Source organism: Leifsonia sp. 115AMFTsu3.1, from assembly GCF_004362795.1.
Classification (GTDB): domain Bacteria; phylum Actinomycetota; class Actinomycetes; order Actinomycetales; family Microbacteriaceae; genus Leifsonia.
Genome location: NZ_SNYB01000001.1, coordinates 1982977 through 2001292, shown reverse-complemented (window position 1 = coordinate 2001292; position 18316 = coordinate 1982977). Strand labels below are relative to the sequence as shown.

The window sequence follows — 18316 nt, the reverse complement described above, 5'->3', positions numbered from 1 at the left end:
TACTCGACGGTGGGCGGAGGGGCGCTGGGGGCGGGGGCGCGAGGCGCAGGGGTCAGGAGGCGAGGACGGCCTGGAGCTCGAGGGTGATGGTGACCTCGTCGCCGAGCAGCATGCCGCCGGTCTCGAGCGCGGCGTTGTAGGTGAGGCCGAAGTCCTCACGGTTGATCTTGGTCTTCGCGGTCGCGCCGGCCTTGTAGTTGCCGTAGGGGTCCTGGCCGAAGCCGCCGAAGTCGAACTCGAAGGTGACGGGCTTGGTGATGCCCTTGATGGTGAGGTCGCCGTCGACGAGGAACTCGCCGTTCTCGTGGCGCACGCCGGTCGAGACGAAGTCGATCGTCGGGTGCTCCTCGGCGAGGAAGAAGTCGCCCGTGCGGAGGTGCGCGTCGCGGTTCTTGTCCTTGGTGTTGATGGAGGCGACGTCGGCCTTCGCGGTGACCTTCGACTCGAGCGGGTTCTCGGCGGTCACGAAGGTGGCGTCGAAGTTCTCGAAGACGCCCTTCACCTTGCTGATCATCAGGTGACGGATGCTGAAGCCGACCTCGCTGTGGGCGGGGTCGATGGTCCAGGTGCCAGCCTTGTAGCCGGGGATCTCGATAGTCACGGTGTCTCCTAGAAGTCGCGCGCCGGGCGGCCCATCCGCCCCGCGTCGAATACATGCAAGCGTATGGACTCCCGGACTATTCCGCGATTCGCGAAAAAAGTTGACGCGTCACTCTTCTACAGCGAGCGACCGGCGCAGCTCCAGCAGCTTCAGCGCGTCCGCGTCGATCTGCGCGACCGGGATGCGTCCCTGCTGCACAGCCGTGACGACGGCATCGATGAGTGCATCCGGATCACCTCCGGCCGGCAGCACGTCGAGCACCATGGTGTTCCCCGCCGCGATCGCCTGCGCCGCGTTCTCCCCCGGGTCCTGGTACTGCGGCAGCCCCGTGTCCTGCAGCATCCGCAGATCGTCGGTGATGCTCGCGCCGCGGAACCCGAGCTCGTCGGTCAGGATGCGGTGCCAGGCCGCCGAGAGCGACGCGGGCGCCGCATCCACCTGGGTGTAAGCGAGGTGCCCGAACATGACCAGTTCGGCGCCGGCGGAGATGCCCGCCTGGAACGGCGGGGCGTCACGCGTCGACCAGTCCTGCTTGCTGAGGCGGTCGACGGCACGGCATGGTGCGAGTCGGCCTCGCTCTCGCCGTGGCCGGGGAAGTGCTTGAGCGTGCTCAGCACCGTCCCGCGCTCCCCCGTCACCGAGGCGGCGACACGGGCGGCCGCCGCGCCAGGCTCCGTCCCGAACACGCGGTCGGCGATGAAGGAGGCCGGGTCGGCGGTGACGTCCGCGACGGTCCCGAAGTTAACGGAGATGCCGGCCTGTTTCAGGAGCGTCGCGCGCCGGGCGAAGGCGTCGCGCGTCGCCGCCGGGTCCTGGTCCCGCAGGGTGTCGGCGCCGGGCTGATCATCCCAGCCGAGGCGCGTGACGTCGCCGCCCTCCTCGTCCACACCGATCAGCGGAGGGAGGCCCGGGTCGGAGGCCGCCATGGCCGCCGTCTGCGCGGCGAGCTCGGCGGGGGTCGACGGGATGTTGTCGCCCATCAGGATCATGCCGCCGACGCCGTACCGGTCGACGTATCCGCGCAGCGCCGCCGGGTCGGTACCGGGTGTGTGCAGCATGAACAGGCTCGCCACCTTCTGCCGCAGGGTCAGGTTGGCGAGGCGCTGCCGGGCATACGCTTCGACCGGGTCGACGGTCGGCGTCGGCGACGGGGGCGGAGCCGCGCCCGCGGTGTGGGTGGCGCCTATCGTGTGGGCAGGAGCGGCGCCCACGCATCCGGTCAGCCCCGCCATCAGCAGGGTCGCCGAGAGCGACACGGCGACCACCGCGGCCGTCCGGCGTCGGGCTGCGCGCATCCCTCGATGCTAACCCAGCCGTCTCATCCCTTCACGGCGCCGCCGAGCCCCGCGCTCCGCAGGAACAGGCCCTGGAACACCAGGAACAGCACGATCGGGATGAGCGTCGAGATGGCCAGGGCGGCCAGGTACACGTCCAGCTGGATCGCCGCCTGCAGCGTGGGCAGCCGCACCGACAGCGGTTGGATGGCCGGGTCGCGCAGCACGAGCAGCGGCCAGAGGTAGTCCTTCCACGCCGCGATGATCGCGAACACGGACACCACACCCAGGATCGGCTTCGACATCGGCAGCACGATCGACCAGAACAGCCGGAAGGGCCCCGCCCCGTCGGTCCGCGCCGCTTCGAAGATCTCCCGCGGCAGGTTGTCGAAGAACCGCTTCACCAGCACGACGTTGAAGGCGCTGGCACCGGCCGGCAGCCACACCGCCCAGAACGTGTTGATGAGCGACTGGCCGAGCAGCGGCGGGTTCAGGATGGTCAGGTACAACGGAACGAGCAGCACCACCGAGGGCACGAACAGCGTGGTCAGGATGAGGCCGTACAGCACCTTCCCGTACGTGGGCCGGAGCACGCTCAGCGCATACCCGGCCGTCGTCGCCACCAGGATCTGCGCCGCCCACGAACCGGCCGCGACCCAGATCGTGTTCATGAACTGCACGTCGATGTGGACCGTCGACCACGCGGTCGACAGGTTCGCCCAGTCCACCCCGTTCGGGAACAGCGCCATCGGCGTGCGGAGGGTGTCCTCCGTCGGCGTGATCGCCGACTTCGCGAGCCAGAGCAGCGGCCCGAGTCCGACGATCACGAGGACGACGAGCAGGGCCCCGTGGACGACGCGCGCGCTCCACCGCACACCGGGTTTCCGGCGGTCGGAGATCGAGAGGATGCCGCGGTCGCCCGCGTCCTCCCGCCCACGTCGCCGGGTCCGCTGCCTACTCTCCGGCTCGTGAGGAGCCGGCGCGAGGAGCTCCTGCGCGTTGGCCGCCGCCTCGCGCGGCAGCTCGGTCGAGGTCGTCAATTCTGGCTCCAGGACTTGGTGAGGCGGAAGTACACGAGGGACAGCACGGCGAGGAACGCCGCCAGCATCAGACTGAGCGCGGTGGCGGCGCCGTAGTCGCCGCCGAGCGAGTTCTGGAACGCGTACCGGTAGATGAGCAGCAGGATGGTGACGGTCGAGTCGACCGGGCCGCCGCCGGTGAAGAGGAACGGTTCGAGGAACACCTGCGCCGTGCCGATGATCTGCAGGATGAGCGTGATCAGCAGGACGCTGCGCAGCTGCGGCAGCGTGACGTGCCAGATCTTGCGCCAGATGCCCGCACCGTCGACCTCGGCCGCGTCGTACAGCTCCGGCGCCACTCCGGTGATCGCGGCCAGGTAGATGATGATCGTTCCGCCCGCCGCGGCCCAGGTCGCCTCGACGACGAGAGACGGCATCGCCTGCGTCGCCGACTGGATCCACGGCTGCGGAGGGATCCCGACCCAGCCGAGGATCGTGTTGAACACGCCGTCCGGGCGGGCGTCGTAGAAGAACTTCCACAGCAGCACCGCCACCACCGGCGGTACCACCACGGGCAGGTACGCGAGCGCGCTGTACAGGCCCTTCGCGCGCTTCACCTCGCTCATCAGCACCGCCGCGATCAGCGGGATGGGGTACCCGAGCAGCAGCGCGAGGAAGGCGAACCAGGCGGTGTTGCCGACCGCCGTCCAGAACAGCGGATCGTTCACCACCTGCACGAAGTTGTCCCAGCCGACCCAGGTGGGCGCGCTCACCAGATTGGTGTGCTGGAAGCTCATGACGACGCTCCGCACGATGGGCCACCAGGAGAAGATGCCGAAGATCAGGAGCATCGGCAGCAGGAACAGCAGGGAGCTGAGGCCCCCGCCGCGCACCCAGGTCAGGGGTGTGCGGCGGGGACGGCTCAGCTGTCGATCGTGTGTTGTCACTTGTCTGTGTTCGTCACTTGTTCGTGTTCGTCACTTGTCTGCGTCGACGAGCTTCTGGATGTCGCTGTCGACCTTCTTCAGCAGCTGGTCGATGTTCGCGTTCTTGTCCGTCAGCACGGCCTGGACGACGGAGTCGAGCGCGCCGTACAGCTCCTGCGTGTGCTTGTTCGGCTCGGGAACCAGGTTGGCGTCGAAGATCTTGTCGGTGAACGGCGCCACGTTCTCCTGCGGCACGTTGATCTCGCCCGCGATCCACTCCATGTTCTGGTCGTACGTGGCCTTGTCGAAGAGCGGCAGGGTGGGAACGCCGACCGGCTGGTTGGACTTGACGAGCACCTTCGCGTCGGCGATCGCCTGATCCTTGTCGAGCAGCTTCTGCATGTAGTAGAAGTCGATCCACTTGACCGCGGCTTCCTTCTGCGCCTGCGATGACTTCGGGCTGACGGCCGCGACGTTGCCGCCGCCGAGGACGCCGGCATCACTGTTCGACGAGTCGATCGGCAGCATCGTCAGTCCGTAGTTGGCCGGGTCGACGTTGTTCTGCTGCACCAGCGAGGTGAGCACATCGGATCCCGACGGGTACATGGCGATCTGCCCGGCGCCGAACGCCTGATTGATGCCGCTCCAGTCGAGCAGGAAGTTGCTGCCGACCGAGTCGTCCTCCCAGCGGAGGTCGTGCAGCCACTGCAGCGCCTCCTTGGTGACCGGGTTGTCGCTGGTGACCTTCGTCTTGCCGCCGTCGGTGGTCTCCATCCGGCCGCCGCGGGCGTACACGGTCGTGATCAGCTGCCAGCCGCCGGTGTTGCCCTGCGTCATCTGCATGTAGCCGGCGACACCCGGAACCTTCTCGGAGATGGTCTTGGCGGCCGAACGGACCTCGTCCCAGGTCGTCGGCGGCTTGTCCGGGTCGAGCCCGGCCTTCTGGAAGATCTCGCGGTTGTACGACAGTCCCATGGCGTACGGGCCGTACGGGATGCCGTAGATCTTGTCGCCGGACTTCGCCACCGCGAGCACCTTCTCGTTGAACTTGTCCGCGTACGGCAGCTTTTTCACCTCAGCGGTGATGTCGGCGAGCTGACCCGCCTGGAGCAGCGACTGGGAGTCGGTGAACGGAACGTTGAAGACGTCCGGGAGGGTTCCGCCGGCGAGCTGCGTCGCGAACGTCGGCCCCGTCCACTGGTACTCCTCGGACTTGATGTCGATGTTCGGGTTGGCCTTCTCGAACTCCTTGACCCGGTCGTCGAAGGCCGTGAACGCAGCCTTGTCGCTGCCCGGGATGAGGCTGGCGACGGTGATGTGGACCTTCCCGTCGCCGGAGTCGCCGCCGGATGACGAGCATCCGGCAAGGAGCCCCGCTCCGGCGAGGGTGACCGCGGCGACCGCCGTGATCCTGAGTGATGACTTCATTGTCTGGACCCTTTCGAGTGATGGTGCAGTGCGTGGATGGTGCAGTGCGTGGATGGTGCGTTCAGGTGGTGAGGTGCCCCGTCGGCCGGTGCTGCGTCCGCAGCCAGACCGTCGAGTCGGGTGGCAGCTTCCCGTCGACGAGCGGACGGCTGCTGAGGAGGATCGCCTGGTGCTCCGGGAGGTCGACCGGAGCGGCGGAGAGATTGGTGACGTTCGCGAACGCGGCGCCGCGGGCGAAGGCCAGCACACCGTCCGGCGCATCCAGCCAGGTCAGCGGTCCGTCGCCGAGGCCGGGCTCTGCGCGGCGGATCCGGAGCGCCTGCCGGTAGAGCCACAGCATGGAGGCGGGGTCGCTCTGCTGCGCCTGCACGGTGAGCGCGGCCCAGCCGGCCGGCTGCGGCAGCCACGGCTCGGCCTCGGCGCCCTCGGGGCTGAAGCCGAACGGCGGCTGCGTCCCCCGCCACGGGAGTGGGACCCGGCAGCCGTCGCGGCCGGGGTCGACGCCGCCGGAGCGCTCGTGCATCGGGTCCTCGCGGAGCTCGTCGGGAAGGTCTTCGACCTCCGGCAGCCCCAGCTCGTCGCCCTGGTAGATGTACAGCGAACCGGGCAGCGCGGCCGTGAGAAGCGCCGCGGCGCGTGCCCGGCGCGTCCCGAGGGCGAGGTCGGTCGGGGTGCCTTTGCGCTTGGTGGCGAAGGCGAACGAGGAGTCCTCGCGACCGTACCGGGTCACCGCTCGGGTGACGTCGTGGTTCGAGAGGACCCACGTGCTGGGAGCGCCGACCGGCGCGTGCGCCGCGAGGGTCTCGTCGATGGATGCGCGCAGCTCCACCGCATCCCAGGGCCGGGCCAGGAAGTCGAAGTTGAACGCGGTGTGCAGCTCGTCCGGTCGGAGGTACAGTGCGAACCGCTCGATGTCGGGCAGCCAGATCTCGCCCACCAGCACCCGGGTTCCCGGATAGCCGTCGGCGAGGGCGCGCCAGCCGCGATAGATGTCGTGGAGCTCGTCGCGGTCCTGGTTGGGATGCTCCCCCGCCCCGGGATGCTCGGGCACCTCGGGCAGCGCCGGGTCCTTCACGAGCAGGGCGGCCGAGTCGATGCGCACTCCGGCGACGCCGCGGTCGAACCAGAACCGCAGGATGTCCTCGTGCTCGCGCCGCACATCCGGGTGGTCCCAGTTGAGGTCCGGCTGCTGCGGGCTGAACAGGTGCAGGTACCACTCGCCGGGCGTCCCGTCGGGGTTCGTCGTGCGCGTCCAGGTGTCTCCGGAGAAGTTCGACGGCCACGATGTCGGCATCTGCGAGCCGTCGTCGCCGCGGCCGGGCCGGAACCAGAAGCGTTCGCGCTCGGGCGATCCCGGGCCGGCGGCGAGGGCCTCCTGGAACCAGCGGTGCCGGTCGGAGACGTGGTTCGGCACGACGTCGATGATGGTGCGGATGCCGAGGGCGAGCGCTTCGCCGATCAGCGCCTCGGCCTCGGCCAGGTCGCCGAATGCCGGGTGGATCCGGCGGTAGTCCGCGACGTCGTAGCCGCCGTCGGCGAGCGGCGAGTCGTACCAGGGCGTGAACCAGAGCGCGTCGACGCCGAGGTCGGCGAGGTACGGCAGGTGCTGCCGCACGCCTGCGAGGTCTCCGACTCCGTCGCCGTTCCCGTCCGCGAAGCTGCGCGGGTAGATCTGGTAGATCACCGCGCTGCGCCACCACTGCGGGTCGTCGGACGGCGGTGTGGATGCGGCACGCGCCGTCGCACCGGCGCTCGCCGGCTGCGGAGCGGCGACGGGTGCGGCGGTGCCGCCGTCCATCACGGTGAGATCCACGCTGAGCCCTTCGGTCATCTGTCGTCGCGACGGACACCGCGGCGCCGTCGTCGTTCACCGAAATGTAGCTAGTTCAACAGAATGACGCAAGAACTCAACAATACGTAATTCATTTGCGCACTTTTGCGTGCGCTTGCGGCTCAGCTCGCGTGCGGAGCGGGCCCGGTGGAACCGCGCACCACCAGTTCCGGCTCGAAGAACAACTCGTCGCGGATGGCCGAATCGCTCGAGATCTGGCGGAGCAGGAGCTCGATGATCGTGCGTCCCATCGGCTCGATCGGCTGCCGGATCGTGGTCAGCGGAGGCTCGGTGCAGTTCATCAGCGCGGAGTCGTCGTAGCCGACGACGGAGACGTCGCGCGGCACCGACAGCCCGGCGCGCCGCACGGCACGGATCGCCCCGAGCGCCATCGGATCGCTCGCGCACACGATCGCCGTGACGCCGGCGCCGAGCAGCCGGGTCGCCGCCGCCTGGCCCGCCTCGAGGGAGTACAGCGAGTGCACGACGAGGGACTCATCCAGTTCGTCGCCCCACTCCGCCGTTACCTGGCGGGCCGCCGCGAGTTTGCGCTGCGACGGGATATGGTCGCGCGGCCCCAGCAGCAGCCCGATCCGCTCATGGCCGAGCGACCGGAGGTGCGTCAGCGCCTGGGTCGTGGCCACCGTGTCGTCGCACGAGACCGTGGCGAACCCGAGCGAGTCGACGGGGGCGTTCACGAGGACGGTCGGGAGGTGCAGGTCGGTCAGCCGGCCGTAGTGACTGTGATCCGCATCCTGCTGGGCATAGGCGCCGCCGACGAAGACCACGCCGGAGACCTGCTGCTGCAGCAGGAGCTCGACATAGTCGGCCTCCGAGATGCCGCCGGCGGTCTGCGTGCAGAGCACCGGGGTGTAGCCGTTCTGCGCGAGCGCTCCCCCGATGATCTCCGCGAAGGCGGGGAAGATCGGGTTCTGCAGTTCGGGGAGCACGAGCCCCACGAGCCGAGCGCGCTCTCCGCGCAGCTTGGTCGGCCGCTCGTAGCCCAGCACATCCAGGGCGGTCAGCACCGCCTGACGGGTGGCGTCCGACACTCCCGGCTTGTCGTTGAGGACGCGGCTGACGGTGGCCTCACTGACACCGACCTTGCGCGCCACTTCGGCGAGTCGTTTCGACATGACCACAGTGTACGCAAATCCTTGCAGATCAACGCAAGTAGTTTGCAGTCCGGCCCCGGGATACGATGACGGCATGGCGAAGAAGGTGCTCTCCCTCCTGCTCGCCAGTCACCCAGGGCCCACCGTCGTGGTCACGGTGATCGCGACGCTGCTCGGCGTCGGCCTCGGCTATCCACCCGGCCGGCTGGTGATCCTCGCGCTGGCCGTGCTCTTCGGCCAGCTGTCCATCGGCTGGTGCAACGACTGGTTGGATGCGGCCCGCGACCGCGCGGTGGAGCGCAGCGACAAGCCTGCGGCGCGCGGAGACGTCTCGGTCCCGACCGTCCGCGTCGCCGCCTTCGTGGCGCTGGCGGCGGCGATCCTGCTGACGATCCCTCTCGGGCCCGGGGCGCTGATCGCCCACGTGGTCGCCATCGCCGGCGGTTGGGCGTACAACCTGGGGCTGAAGGCGACCGTCTTCTCGTTCGTCCCGTTCGCGGTGTCGTTCGGTGTGCTGCCCGCCATCGCCACCCTCGGTCAGGAGCAGCCCGCACTGCCGCAGTGGTGGGTGTTCGCCGCCGGCGCTCTGCTCGGCGTCGCCGCTCACGTCACCAATGTGCTCCCGGATCTGGAGGATGACGCGCGCACCGGCATCAGCGGGCTCCCGCACCGGCTGGGCGCGCGGCTCAGCGGCCTGCTCGCTTTCGCGGCGCTCGCGATCGCGACTCTGCTCATCACGTTCGGCCCGGGTCTCCCTGTCCGCCCGCTCCTCATCGTCGGCCTGGTGATCGGCCTCGCGGCGACAGTGACCGGCGTGGTCCTGCTGTTCCGGCGGAGTCCGACGCGCCTCCTCATGCAGCTGATCATGACGTGCGCCATCGTGGACGTCGCCATGCTCGCCCTGACGGGTCAGTCGGTCACGGTCTGAATCTTGTCGGCGACCGGCGCCTTGTTGCGGATGCCGATCGCCGACACCACGCCGCCGACGAGCAGCAGCGCGGCCGCGGCGATCATCGCGCGATGGAGTCCCTCGGTGTCGAGCGTGCCGCCGATGATCATCCCGGCGGCGGCGACCGCGAGCAGTCCGGCGATGCGCGACACGGCGTTGTTCACGGCCGACGCGATGCCCGCCTGTTCCGGGTGGATGGCGCCCAGGATCGCGCTCGTCAGCGGCGCGACGGTGATCGACAGGCCGACGCCGAACAGTAGGACGGCTGGCAGCAGGGTCGTCCAGTAGTCGACGTCCGTCCCCATCATCAGCAGCCAGAGGAAGCCCGCGGAGGCGATCATCGGCCCGACCGCCATGAACAACCGGGGCCCGTAGCGTCCGGCGAGCCCGCCGAACAGGCCGGAGAGCAGCAGCATGCACAGCGTGGACGGGATGAACACGAACCCGGCGGCGATCGCCGAGAACCCGGCCACCTGCTGCAGGTAGAGCGTGACGATCAGGGGGCCGAACGAGAGCGCCCCATAGACGAAGAACGTCGAGACGTTGCCGACCCAGAAGTTGTGGACGCTGAACAGCCCGAGCGGCAGCATCGGCTGCTTCACGCGCGTCTCCACGATGAAGAACGCCACCAGGCTGAGGATGCCGACCACGAGCGGGATCCAGACGCGCGGATTGCCCCATCCATACGTCCCCTGCTCGATCAGGGCGAACACGGTCCCGGCGAGACCGACCGATCCGAGGATCGCACCGGCGTAGTCGACGCGGCCGCCCATCCCCTTGTCCTCGCCCTTCAGGGTCATCATGAGGATCAGCGTGATCGCGATCGGGATCACGTTGATGACGAACACCCACCGCCACGACAGCGTGTCGACGAAGATGCCCCCGACCACCGGGCCGGCGATCATGGCGACACCGGTCCACGCGGTCCAGCGGCCGATCGCCTTGGCCTGGGCCGGGCCGTCGAAGCGGGAGATGATGATCGCGAGCGAGCTGGGCACCAGCAGCGCCCCGGCGACGCCCTGCAGCGCGCGGGCGATCACGAGGAACACCCCGGTCGGCGCGAACGCGCACATCAGTGACGTGATGCCGAAGCCGATCAGCCCCGCGTAGAGCACGCGTTTGCGCCCGAACACGTCGGACAGCGACCCGGCGATGAGGATGAGCGAGCCGAGCGTGACGAGATACCCATCGACCACCCACTGCTGCAACGGGAGCCCTCCACCGAGCTCCTTCGAGATCGCCGGAAGGGCGACGTTGATGACGGCGCCGTCGAGGAAGGCGACGAAGCTCGCGAGGATCGCGATGACGAGCACTCTCAGCTGGAGCGACGACATCCGCTCGATCCGCACGTTGGTCATGGACTCATTCAACGTGGTCGCCGCGATCTCGGCAACATGCCCCGATCGCCCCGTGTCGGAACCGGAGGTGGATGCGGCCGCTCACCGCCTCATCCCCTCCGTTTCCCGTCGACACGCCGTCGCAGCCCGCCGAATTCCTCCCTATTCTTCACGAAACGGCGCGCGCGACGAACGGAGGAGATACCGACCGGATCCCCGGCGTTTCGCCACGAACGGAGGTGGATGCGCGGCCGCGGAGTGCGCAGCTCCTCCGTTCCGCGCACCGAGACGCGGCTAGTTGTTGCCCTTGGTGCAGGTCTGCTGCGCGGCCGTCTGGCCGGTGATGGTCGACGGCAGTTCGACCGCTCCCCCGGCGGACGGATCCGTCGTCGCGGGCGCGGCCGGCGTCGCGGGCGCGGTGGGGGTCGCGGGCGACGGTTCGCCGCCCGGGTCCGGCGCGGGCGACGCGGTCGCCGTCGGGTCCTCGGCTGCTCGGCCGGTCGAGCCGGTCAGCTTCACCGGCTGGTCGTTCACGAGGGCCTCGTTGAGCGCATCCGCCGCCGACTCCTGCGGAACCACGCGGTTGGGGTTGTCCGGGTCGGTCACCGCCGGGTACTGCACGAACACCATGTTCTGGAGTCCCGTGTCCTTGAGCGCCAGCGCGATCTGCACCAGCGTCGTCGGGTTCGTCAACGTGTCCGACGGGGTGATGTTGTTCACGGCCGCCTTTGCCAGCGCGTACAGCTGTACCGGGTTCGAGAGCACCCCGCCGTCGACGACCTTGCGGGCGAGGGCCGACAGGAACACCTGCTGGTTGGAGATGCGGCCGAGGTCGCTGCCGTCGCCGACACCGTGGCGGCTGCGCAGGAACGAGAGCGCCACATCCCCGACGATCGTGTTCTCGCCGGCGGGGAGGTCGAGCGGCGGGTTCGTGTAGTCGTCGGTGACGGGCGAGGCGAGGCAGACGGTGACGCCGCCGACCGCGTCCGACATGGCGCTGACGCCGTTGAAGTTGATCACCGCCGCGAAGGGGATGCTCAGCCCGGTCATCTTCGACACCGTCGCCACCACGCAGTTGAGACCACCGCGGGACAGCGCCGTGTTGAACTGTGCGTACGAGCTGCCGTCGATCGTCCCGCCGTTCGGGTCCGGGCAGTCCGGGATGGGCACCATCAGGTCGCGCGGGAAGCTGACGACCATCATGCTCTTGTGGTCCTGGGCGATGTGCAGCAGCATCGTGACGTCGTTGTTGCCCGCGCCGCTGCTGGCGTCCTGCTCGTCCTCGCTGTTGTAGATGCCGCCCAGATCGCTGCGGCTGTCCGTGCCGGCGAGGAGCAGGTTGACCCCGCCGGGGAGTGCTCCGACGTTCGGGATGTCCTGCGGGATGGGGGTCTGCCCGGGCAACGCCTGCAGGTGGACGCCGGTCTTGATGGAGTGGGCCACATCCCACACCGCGTACGCGGCCACGGAGCCGATGCTGACGAACGCGACGACGAGCGCACCCGCGAGGAGCTTGAGCGCTGCGATCGCCGCACGCCGCCGCGGCAGCCGACCGTGACGGACACCCTCCGGCCCCCGGGCGCGCTGATGCCGTCGCGGCAGATCGGTCATCGGCATCCCTCGGTTCGGCGGACGTTGCTGAAATCCTAGCGACCCTCCCTTTCCGCGTGCTGCGAGGCGCGCATACGGGATGAGGACGTTCACATGCCCGCAGGCGGTGGGGGGTTCCCGCCACCCCGCGGCGGCGCAGGCGTTCCGTTGAGTGTTCTCCCCGATGCCAGGGCCGACCGGGCGGCGTCACCATCGACTCGCGACGGCCGCTCGACCGCCGAGTACCGCCCGGAAACCACGGAGACCACCCCAGGAGCACCCATGACCATCGCCGAACACCGCCACGACGCCGACAGCGCCCGTGCGGAGGAGATCCGCCCGTTCACCTACACCGCCACCGACGAGGAGCTCGACGACCTCCGACGGCGGATTCGCGCGACCCGCTGGCCGGAGCGCGAGACCGTCGACGACAGCTCGCAGGGCGTTCAGCTCGAGGTCATGCGCGCCCTCGCCGATTACTGGGCCGACCAGCACGACTGGCGCACGGTCGAGGCACGGCTGGCCGAGATCCCGCAGTTCGTGACGGAGATCGACGGCCTCGACATCCACTTCCTGCACATCCGCTCGCCGCACCCGGATGCCCTCCCGATGATCGTCACGCACGGCTGGCCGGGTTCGGTCATCGAGCAGCTGAAGATCATCGGCCCGCTCACCGACCCGACCGCCTACGGGGCCGAAGCCTCCGACGCCTTCGATCTCGTCATCCCGTCGCTTCCCGGCCACGGCTTCTCGGGCAAGCCGGATGCGACCGGGTGGGACCCGATCCGCATCGCCCGGGCGTGGGCAGAGCTGATGCGGCGGCTCGGCTACGACCGCTACGTCGCCCAGGGCGGCGACTGGGGAAACGCCGTCACCGAGCAGCTGGCTCTGCTCGCCCCTACCGGGCTCATCGGCATCCACACCAACATGGCCGCGACCATCCCGCCCGCCATCCAGGAGGCGTTGGACGCGCACGAGCAGCCGCCGGCCGACCTCGACCCCGAGGAGCGCGGGGCGTGGGACCAGCTCGCGTTCTTCTACGCGCACGGTCTCGCCTACGCGCAGGAGATGGGCAACCGGCCGCAGACCCTCTACGGGATCGCCGACTCCCCCGTCGGGCTGGCCGCGTGGATGCTCGACCACGACGCCCGCAGCTACGACCTCATCGCCCGGGTCTTCGCCGGCGGCTCGGAGGGGCTGACCCGCGACGACATCCTCGACAACGTCACGCTGTACTGGCTGACGAACACGGCGGTGTCCTCGGCCCGGCTCTACTGGGAGAGCAAGCTCGCGTTCTTCGCGCCGAAGGGGGTCACCCTCCCGGTCGGCGTGAGCGTGTTCCCGGATGAGATCTACGCCGCACCACGGAGCTGGGCGACCGCCGCCTACCCGAACCTCATCCACTTCAACCGCCTCGACCGCGGCGGGCACTTCGCCGCATGGGAGCAGCCGGAGCTGTTCTCGCAGGAGCTGCGCGCCACATTCCGGTCTCTGCGCTGAGCACCGTCGGGGGCAGGATCGGATCAGACGAAGGGAGCGCGACGATGGCGGGAATCGACGGGACATCCGAAACCGACGGGATGGACGCGGTGCGGCAGGTGGACGCCGGCGAGCTGAACATCGGTTACACCGACCGCGGGCCGGCCGACGGACCACCGGTGCTGCTGCTGCACGGCTGGCCGTACGACATCCACAGCTTCGAGGGGGTCGTGCCTGCGCTCGCGGGCGCCGGCTTCCGCGTCGTCGTGCCGTTCCTCCGCGGCTACGGCACGACGACGTTCCGCCACCCCGGCGCCCTGAGGACCGGTCAGCCGGCCGCGCTCGCCGCCGATGCGATCGCCTTGCTGGATGCGCTGGGCATCGAACAGGCGCTGGTCGGCGGCTGCGACTGGGGAGCCCGGACGACGAACATCCTCGCCGCCCTGTGGCCGGAGCGTGTGCGCGGGCAGGTGACCGCGAGCGGGTACCTCGTCGCCGGCCAGGCCGCCAATGCGAACCCGCTGCACCCGGTGGACGAGCTGACCTGGTGGTACCAGTTCTACTTCGCGACCGAGCGCGGCCGGGCCGGCTACGACCGGTACCGCGACGAGTTCGCGCGCCTGATCTGGCGCACGGCGTCCCCGCGCTGGGACTTCGACGACGCCACCTTCGAGCGCAGCAGGCCGGCGTTCGACAACCCCGATCACGTCGACATCGTCATCCACAACTACCGGTGGAGGCTGGGGCTGGCCGACGGCGACCCCCGCCTCGACGAGGTGGAGGCCCGCATCGCGGCCCGTCCGGCGATCCCGGTCCCGGCGATCACCCTGGAGGGCGACGCGAACGGCGCCTTCCACCTCGATCCGGCCGCCTATCGCGACCGCTTCACCGGACGGTACGAGCATCGGCTCATCACCGGCGGTGTCGGGCACAACCTGGCGCAGGAGGCGCCGCGCGCGTTCGCCGACGCCGTCCTCGACGTCGCGCGGATGGCCGACGAGGCCGCCACCCGAGCGGAGAACGACCGTGTCGGCTGACGACGACCGCGAGCGCGGCCTGTTCCGCACCATCGCGCACCGGCTCGCGGGCGACGAGGAGCCGCTCCCCGACGAGGGCCGGCTCCCACCGTTCGCCCGCGCCACGGGCTGGCTCAACTCCGAGCCGCTGACGCCAGAAGGCCTGCGCGGCCGCGTCGTCCTCGTCGGCTTCTGGACCTACACCTGCGTCAACTGGCTCCGCACCCTCCCGTACCTGCGCGCCTGGCACGAGAAGTACGCCGCCGACGGGCTCACCGTCATCGGAGTCCACACGCCCGAGTTCGGGTTCGAACACGACCGCGCCAACGTGATCGAACGCACCCGTGCCCTCGGCGTCGAGTATCCGGTTGCGGTGGATGACGACTACGGCGTCTGGGACGATTTCGCCAACCACTACTGGCCGGCCGTCTACCTGGCCGACGCCGACGGGCGGCTGCGGTTCCACCACTTCGGCGAGGGCGAGTACGAGCGCACCGAGATGATGATCCAGCGGCTTCTGACGGCGGCGGGCGCCAGCGATCTGGATCTGAACCTCGTGATGGTCGAGCCGCACGGACTGGAGGTGGCGGCGGACTGGCGCGACCTCCGCTCGCCCGAGACCTACCTCGGCTACGGCCAGAGTAGTGGCTTCGTCTCCGAGTCGGCCGACCGCTACGACCGGAGCGAGTCCTACGACGGCACCCGCGCTCTGCCACTGAACGGCTGGGACCTGACGGGCCGCTGGACGCACGCCCGGCACGCGGCCGTGCTCGACGAGGCCGGCGGCAGCGTCGCGTTCGCCTTCCACGCACGTGACGCGAATCTCGTGATGGGACCGACCCCGGCCGGCACCCACATCCCGTTCCGTGTGCTTCTCGACGGCCGGCCGCCCGGCGACGCGCACGGCACGGATGTCGACGCCGACGGTCGCGGCGTGGTCGACCGCCAGGACACCTTCCAGCTGATCCGGCAGCAGGGCCGCGTACAGGATGCAGTGCTCCAGCTGGAGTTCGACCGCCCGGGGCTCGAAGCGTACTGCTTCACCTTCGGGTGATCCGCGCTCGGGTGATCCACGCTCGGCTGACTCCCGGTCAGATGACGCCGTGCCGGAGCGCGAACGCCGTCGCCTCGCTGCGCCGACCGACCCCGATCTTGCGGTACAGACTCGTGATGTGGCGCTCGACCGTCCGGTCGCTCAGCCACATCACACCGGCGATCTCCTTGTTGCTCAACCCCTGCGCGAGGAGGCCGAGCACCTCGAGCTCGCGCCGGGTCAGCGTCTCGTCGAGCGGTGCCGTGTCGTCGGCCGCCGAGCCGCGCACAGGAGCCGGATCCAGAGGTGAGCCGCGCAACGCTACGACCGCCCGCTCCCCCGCATCCGGTGCCGAGAGAGGATGCGTCCCAGCGGCACCGAGCGACACGTTCGGGTCGTCCGCCTCCTTCGCCGCCTGACGGACCCGGCGCGTCGCCTCCGTCAGTGCCGGGGCGAGGTCGTCGAGGAGGGCGTGCAGGGCGTGCGTCTGACGATCGCGCTCCCGCTCGGCCGCCCGGCGGGCATCCTGCTCGGCCGCCAGGCGCCGTGCCGTGTGGAGGGCGATCGCCGCCTGCCCGACCGCGACCCGCAGCAGGTGCGTCTCCCGGTCGGTCGGGAAGTCGGCCCGGGATGCCGCCACCAGCACGCGCGCCGACTCCCACGGCAGCGCCAGGCTGAGCCCGGCGACCCGGGTGATCCGCCCGGTCGTCGCACCGCCCACCTCGGCCGTCCGCACGGCGGCTGTCGCGAAACCGGTCGGACCCTGCTCCGTGCCGCCGGAGTCCGGGAACGCACGACCGGACCGCAGCGCCTCCACCAGGGAGTCCGGCGCAGGCGGCCCGGACGGACGCCAGGCCTCGAGCCGCTCCTGACTGCCGGGCACCTCGAACCGAGCAAAGCCCGCCTCCAACCGCAGGACGCCGACCAGGACGCTCAGCAGGCCGTCCGCGATCTCGGCGGGACTGTGATCCACCCACAGCGACGGCAGCGCGAGCATCGCCCCGAGGTCGCGCATCCACCCCCGGTCGTCGGGTGCGAGGGCGGGCGCGAAAGCGGGCTCGGGGGCGGGGTCGTCAGCCACGGGCGCTCCGTTCCTGCAAGAACTCCTCCGGCGGTACGAAGAACGGGTTCTCCTGCAGCAACCCGCCGATGAGGACCATCGGATGCGTGCGCAGGATGTCGATGATGAAGGCGCCGTCGAAGCGGGACGTGTCGTAGGCGCAGATGACCACGTGCTGGTGGCGGGCGTGCAGGAAGTTCGCCCGGGCCTCGAACTCGATCAGATCGTCCGCGACCCCGTCCCGGTCGACCGCCCACCCCATGTCGGCGAGCAGCCGGATGCGCGGGCGGGCCGACGTGCCGAGCATCGCATCCAGCTGGTCCAGCATGTCGGCCTGGTCGAAGTCCCCGCTGCGCAGGTACGTCTCGGCCCAGGTCCGCACCTCGCAACGCCGCTCCTCGAGCAGCGCGCCCGTGTCGAACCCCAGGCGACGGAGACGGCGGAGCGGAGCACCGGGCGTCGCGGTATCAACCAGGTACAGAAGGCGGTCGCCCGCATCCACCCCGTCCCGGAGGAACGGATCGAGCACGGCGTCGGCCTCCGCCTGCCCGTTCACGAAGGCGCAGACATGGCGGTAGCGGTCGAGCACCCCGCCGGCGAAGGTGACAGGGCCCGTTGCGCCTGGGATCTCGGCTGCCATCCACGACTCCCGTTCCGTGCGGGAGGATAGCCCAGCGATGACGCGACGCACAACGGGCACCGACCGTTCCGCGCACCCCGGCTAGCGGCTACGCTCGCCTCATGACGAACAAGACCCCGCGCGAAGAAGAGATCCAGAAGGAGCAGGAGGCGAAGGACGCCGAGAAGGAGCGTCTGGAGCAGGAGGAGGAGCGCCGCCTGCGCTGAGGCTCAGCCTCCTTCTGCAGGGTTGCGCGCATCCCGCCACATCGTGGTGACGGCAGCCCCGTCGATGACGGACGTGAAGCCGCCGACCGCCCGGAAGCCCGCGCGCTCATACCGGTGGTCGTTGGCCGGATTCGTCGACTCGAGGTACGCCGGCAGCCCGTCCGCATCGAATCGGGCGAGGTCCGCGGCGAGAAGCCGCTGACCGATCCCGCGCCCGCGATGAGCGGGATGCGTGGCCAGCAGGCTCAGGTACATGTGCGGTTCGCCGTGCGGGTGCGTCTCGTCGAACCGCTGCCACAGCCGCCGGTACGCCTCGAAGCGCTCGGGCGTGAGCGTGCGCGCCATCAGGGCGTCCACCTCCGCCTCCTGCTGCTCGGTGAGTTCGTCGACCCCGGGCGGTAGCCAGACGGCGACGGTCGCTGCCTCGCCCGACGGGCCCTGCTGCATGGACACCGTTCGATGGCCGATGGCGCCCTCGACGAAGTACCGCCAGAACCGCTCCAGGTGCGCGGTTCCGCCGTCCGGTGCCGCAAGAGCGGGCCCCCACACCGGGTCGACACGGAAAGCCAGGGCGATCGTCGTCGTGATGGCGTCCGCGTCGGCCGGGCCGGCGATCCGAGTGTCCATGGATGAGACTGTACTTCCCAGAATCACTGCTGGCATGTATAGTCGTGAATCCTGCGCCGATCGGCGTAGGCAGCCCACGCTGAAGAACGCCGAACGGAAGGACACCGGGATGCTCAGCCTGCAGTACCCGAAGCGCGAACAGCGCACCTTCCGCGCGCTCGAGCGCTCGCGGGATCTGTAGCACC

16 protein-coding genes and 1 pseudogene are annotated in these 18316 nt (G+C 69.8%); 5 read left to right on the top strand and 12 right to left on the bottom strand.

The window, feature by feature from the left end:
- Positions 1–52: 52 nt before the first annotated feature.
- From AXZ95_RS09700 to AXZ95_RS09670, 7 genes and pseudogenes are all read right to left on the bottom strand, one after another.
- Positions 53–601 (bottom strand): YceI family protein, encoded by a 549-nt coding sequence (locus AXZ95_RS09700; RefSeq protein ID WP_018190841.1) that lies wholly within the window; start codon positions 599–601, stop codon positions 53–55.
- Positions 602–709: 108 nt separating this feature from the next.
- Positions 710–1659: pseudogene (locus AXZ95_RS09695) on the bottom strand (glycoside hydrolase family 3 N-terminal domain-containing protein).
- 260 nt (positions 1660–1919) lie between these two features.
- The gene (locus AXZ95_RS09690) at positions 1920–2915 is read right to left on the bottom strand and encodes a carbohydrate ABC transporter permease (RefSeq protein ID WP_018190839.1); all 996 of its coding nucleotides are present in this window, start codon (positions 2913–2915) and stop codon (positions 1920–1922) included.
- Complete coding sequence (locus tag AXZ95_RS09685; RefSeq protein ID WP_231371038.1) at positions 2912–3841, bottom strand: sugar ABC transporter permease; 930 nt, start codon at positions 3839–3841, stop codon at positions 2912–2914. The genes AXZ95_RS09690 and AXZ95_RS09685 overlap by 4 nt, the downstream gene beginning before the upstream one ends.
- Positions 3842–3871: 30 nt before the next feature.
- Positions 3872–5248, bottom strand: a complete 1377-nt coding sequence (locus tag AXZ95_RS09680) for an extracellular solute-binding protein (RefSeq protein ID WP_018190837.1) — start codon at positions 5246–5248, stop codon at positions 3872–3874.
- Positions 5249–5309: 61 nt separating this feature from the next.
- Positions 5310–7079, bottom strand: a complete 1770-nt coding sequence (locus AXZ95_RS09675; RefSeq protein ID WP_018190836.1) for a glycoside hydrolase family 13 protein — start codon at positions 7077–7079, stop codon at positions 5310–5312.
- 122 nt (positions 7080–7201) lie between these two features.
- Positions 7202–8215, bottom strand: a complete 1014-nt coding sequence (locus AXZ95_RS09670) for a LacI family DNA-binding transcriptional regulator (protein ID WP_018190835.1) — start codon at positions 8213–8215, stop codon at positions 7202–7204.
- Between the two features lie 73 nt (positions 8216–8288).
- Between AXZ95_RS09670 and AXZ95_RS09665 the strand changes: the two genes are divergently transcribed.
- Positions 8289–9122 (top strand): UbiA family prenyltransferase, encoded by an 834-nt coding sequence (locus AXZ95_RS09665; RefSeq protein ID WP_018190834.1) that lies wholly within the window; start codon positions 8289–8291, stop codon positions 9120–9122.
- Here AXZ95_RS09665 and AXZ95_RS09660 read toward each other — a convergent pair.
- Positions 9104–10501: an MFS transporter gene (locus tag AXZ95_RS09660; RefSeq protein WP_018190833.1), complete on the bottom strand. Its 1398-nt coding sequence runs from the start codon at positions 10499–10501 to the stop codon at positions 9104–9106. The genes AXZ95_RS09665 and AXZ95_RS09660 overlap by 19 nt on opposite strands.
- A 273-nt stretch (positions 10502–10774) precedes the next feature.
- On the bottom strand, positions 10775–12091 hold the full coding sequence (locus tag AXZ95_RS09655; protein ID WP_231371039.1) for an LCP family protein: 1317 nt from the start codon (positions 12089–12091) through the stop codon (positions 10775–10777).
- A gap of 261 nt (positions 12092–12352) precedes the next feature.
- On the opposite strand from AXZ95_RS09655, the gene AXZ95_RS09650 reads away from it, so the two are divergent.
- Genes AXZ95_RS09650 through AXZ95_RS09640 form a run of 3 tightly spaced genes read left to right on the top strand, consistent with a single transcriptional unit; the run spans position 12353 to position 15619 of the window.
- The gene (locus tag AXZ95_RS09650) at positions 12353–13570 is read left to right on the top strand and encodes an epoxide hydrolase family protein (RefSeq protein WP_018190831.1); all 1218 of its coding nucleotides are present in this window, start codon (positions 12353–12355) and stop codon (positions 13568–13570) included.
- A 44-nt stretch (positions 13571–13614) separates the two neighbouring features.
- Positions 13615–14586, top strand: a complete 972-nt coding sequence (locus AXZ95_RS09645; RefSeq protein WP_018190830.1) for an alpha/beta hydrolase — start codon at positions 13615–13617, stop codon at positions 14584–14586.
- On the top strand, positions 14576–15619 hold the full coding sequence (locus AXZ95_RS09640; protein ID WP_018190829.1) for a redoxin domain-containing protein: 1044 nt from the start codon (positions 14576–14578) through the stop codon (positions 15617–15619). Before AXZ95_RS09645 ends, AXZ95_RS09640 begins: the two co-directional genes overlap by 11 nt.
- Before the next feature lie 37 nt (positions 15620–15656).
- Here the strand turns inward: AXZ95_RS09640 and AXZ95_RS09635 are convergent, their stop codons facing one another.
- The 3 genes from AXZ95_RS09635 to AXZ95_RS09625 all read right to left on the bottom strand — a co-directional run bounded on the left by AXZ95_RS09635 (position 15657) and on the right by AXZ95_RS09625 (position 18131).
- Positions 15657–16679: a response regulator transcription factor gene (locus AXZ95_RS09635; RefSeq protein ID WP_018190828.1), complete on the bottom strand. Its 1023-nt coding sequence runs from the start codon at positions 16677–16679 to the stop codon at positions 15657–15659.
- Positions 16672–17298: an MEDS domain-containing protein gene (locus AXZ95_RS09630; RefSeq protein WP_018190827.1), complete on the bottom strand. Its 627-nt coding sequence runs from the start codon at positions 17296–17298 to the stop codon at positions 16672–16674. Before AXZ95_RS09630 ends, AXZ95_RS09635 begins: the two co-directional genes overlap by 8 nt.
- Before the next feature lie 209 nt (positions 17299–17507).
- Positions 17508–18131 (bottom strand): GNAT family N-acetyltransferase, encoded by a 624-nt coding sequence (locus tag AXZ95_RS09625; RefSeq protein WP_018190825.1) that lies wholly within the window; start codon positions 18129–18131, stop codon positions 17508–17510.
- A 34-nt stretch (positions 18132–18165) separates the two neighbouring features.
- On the opposite strand from AXZ95_RS09625, the gene AXZ95_RS19610 reads away from it, so the two are divergent.
- The gene (locus tag AXZ95_RS19610) at positions 18166–18312 is read left to right on the top strand and encodes a hypothetical protein (RefSeq protein ID WP_018190824.1); all 147 of its coding nucleotides are present in this window, start codon (positions 18166–18168) and stop codon (positions 18310–18312) included.
- Positions 18313–18316 lie beyond the last annotated feature (4 nt).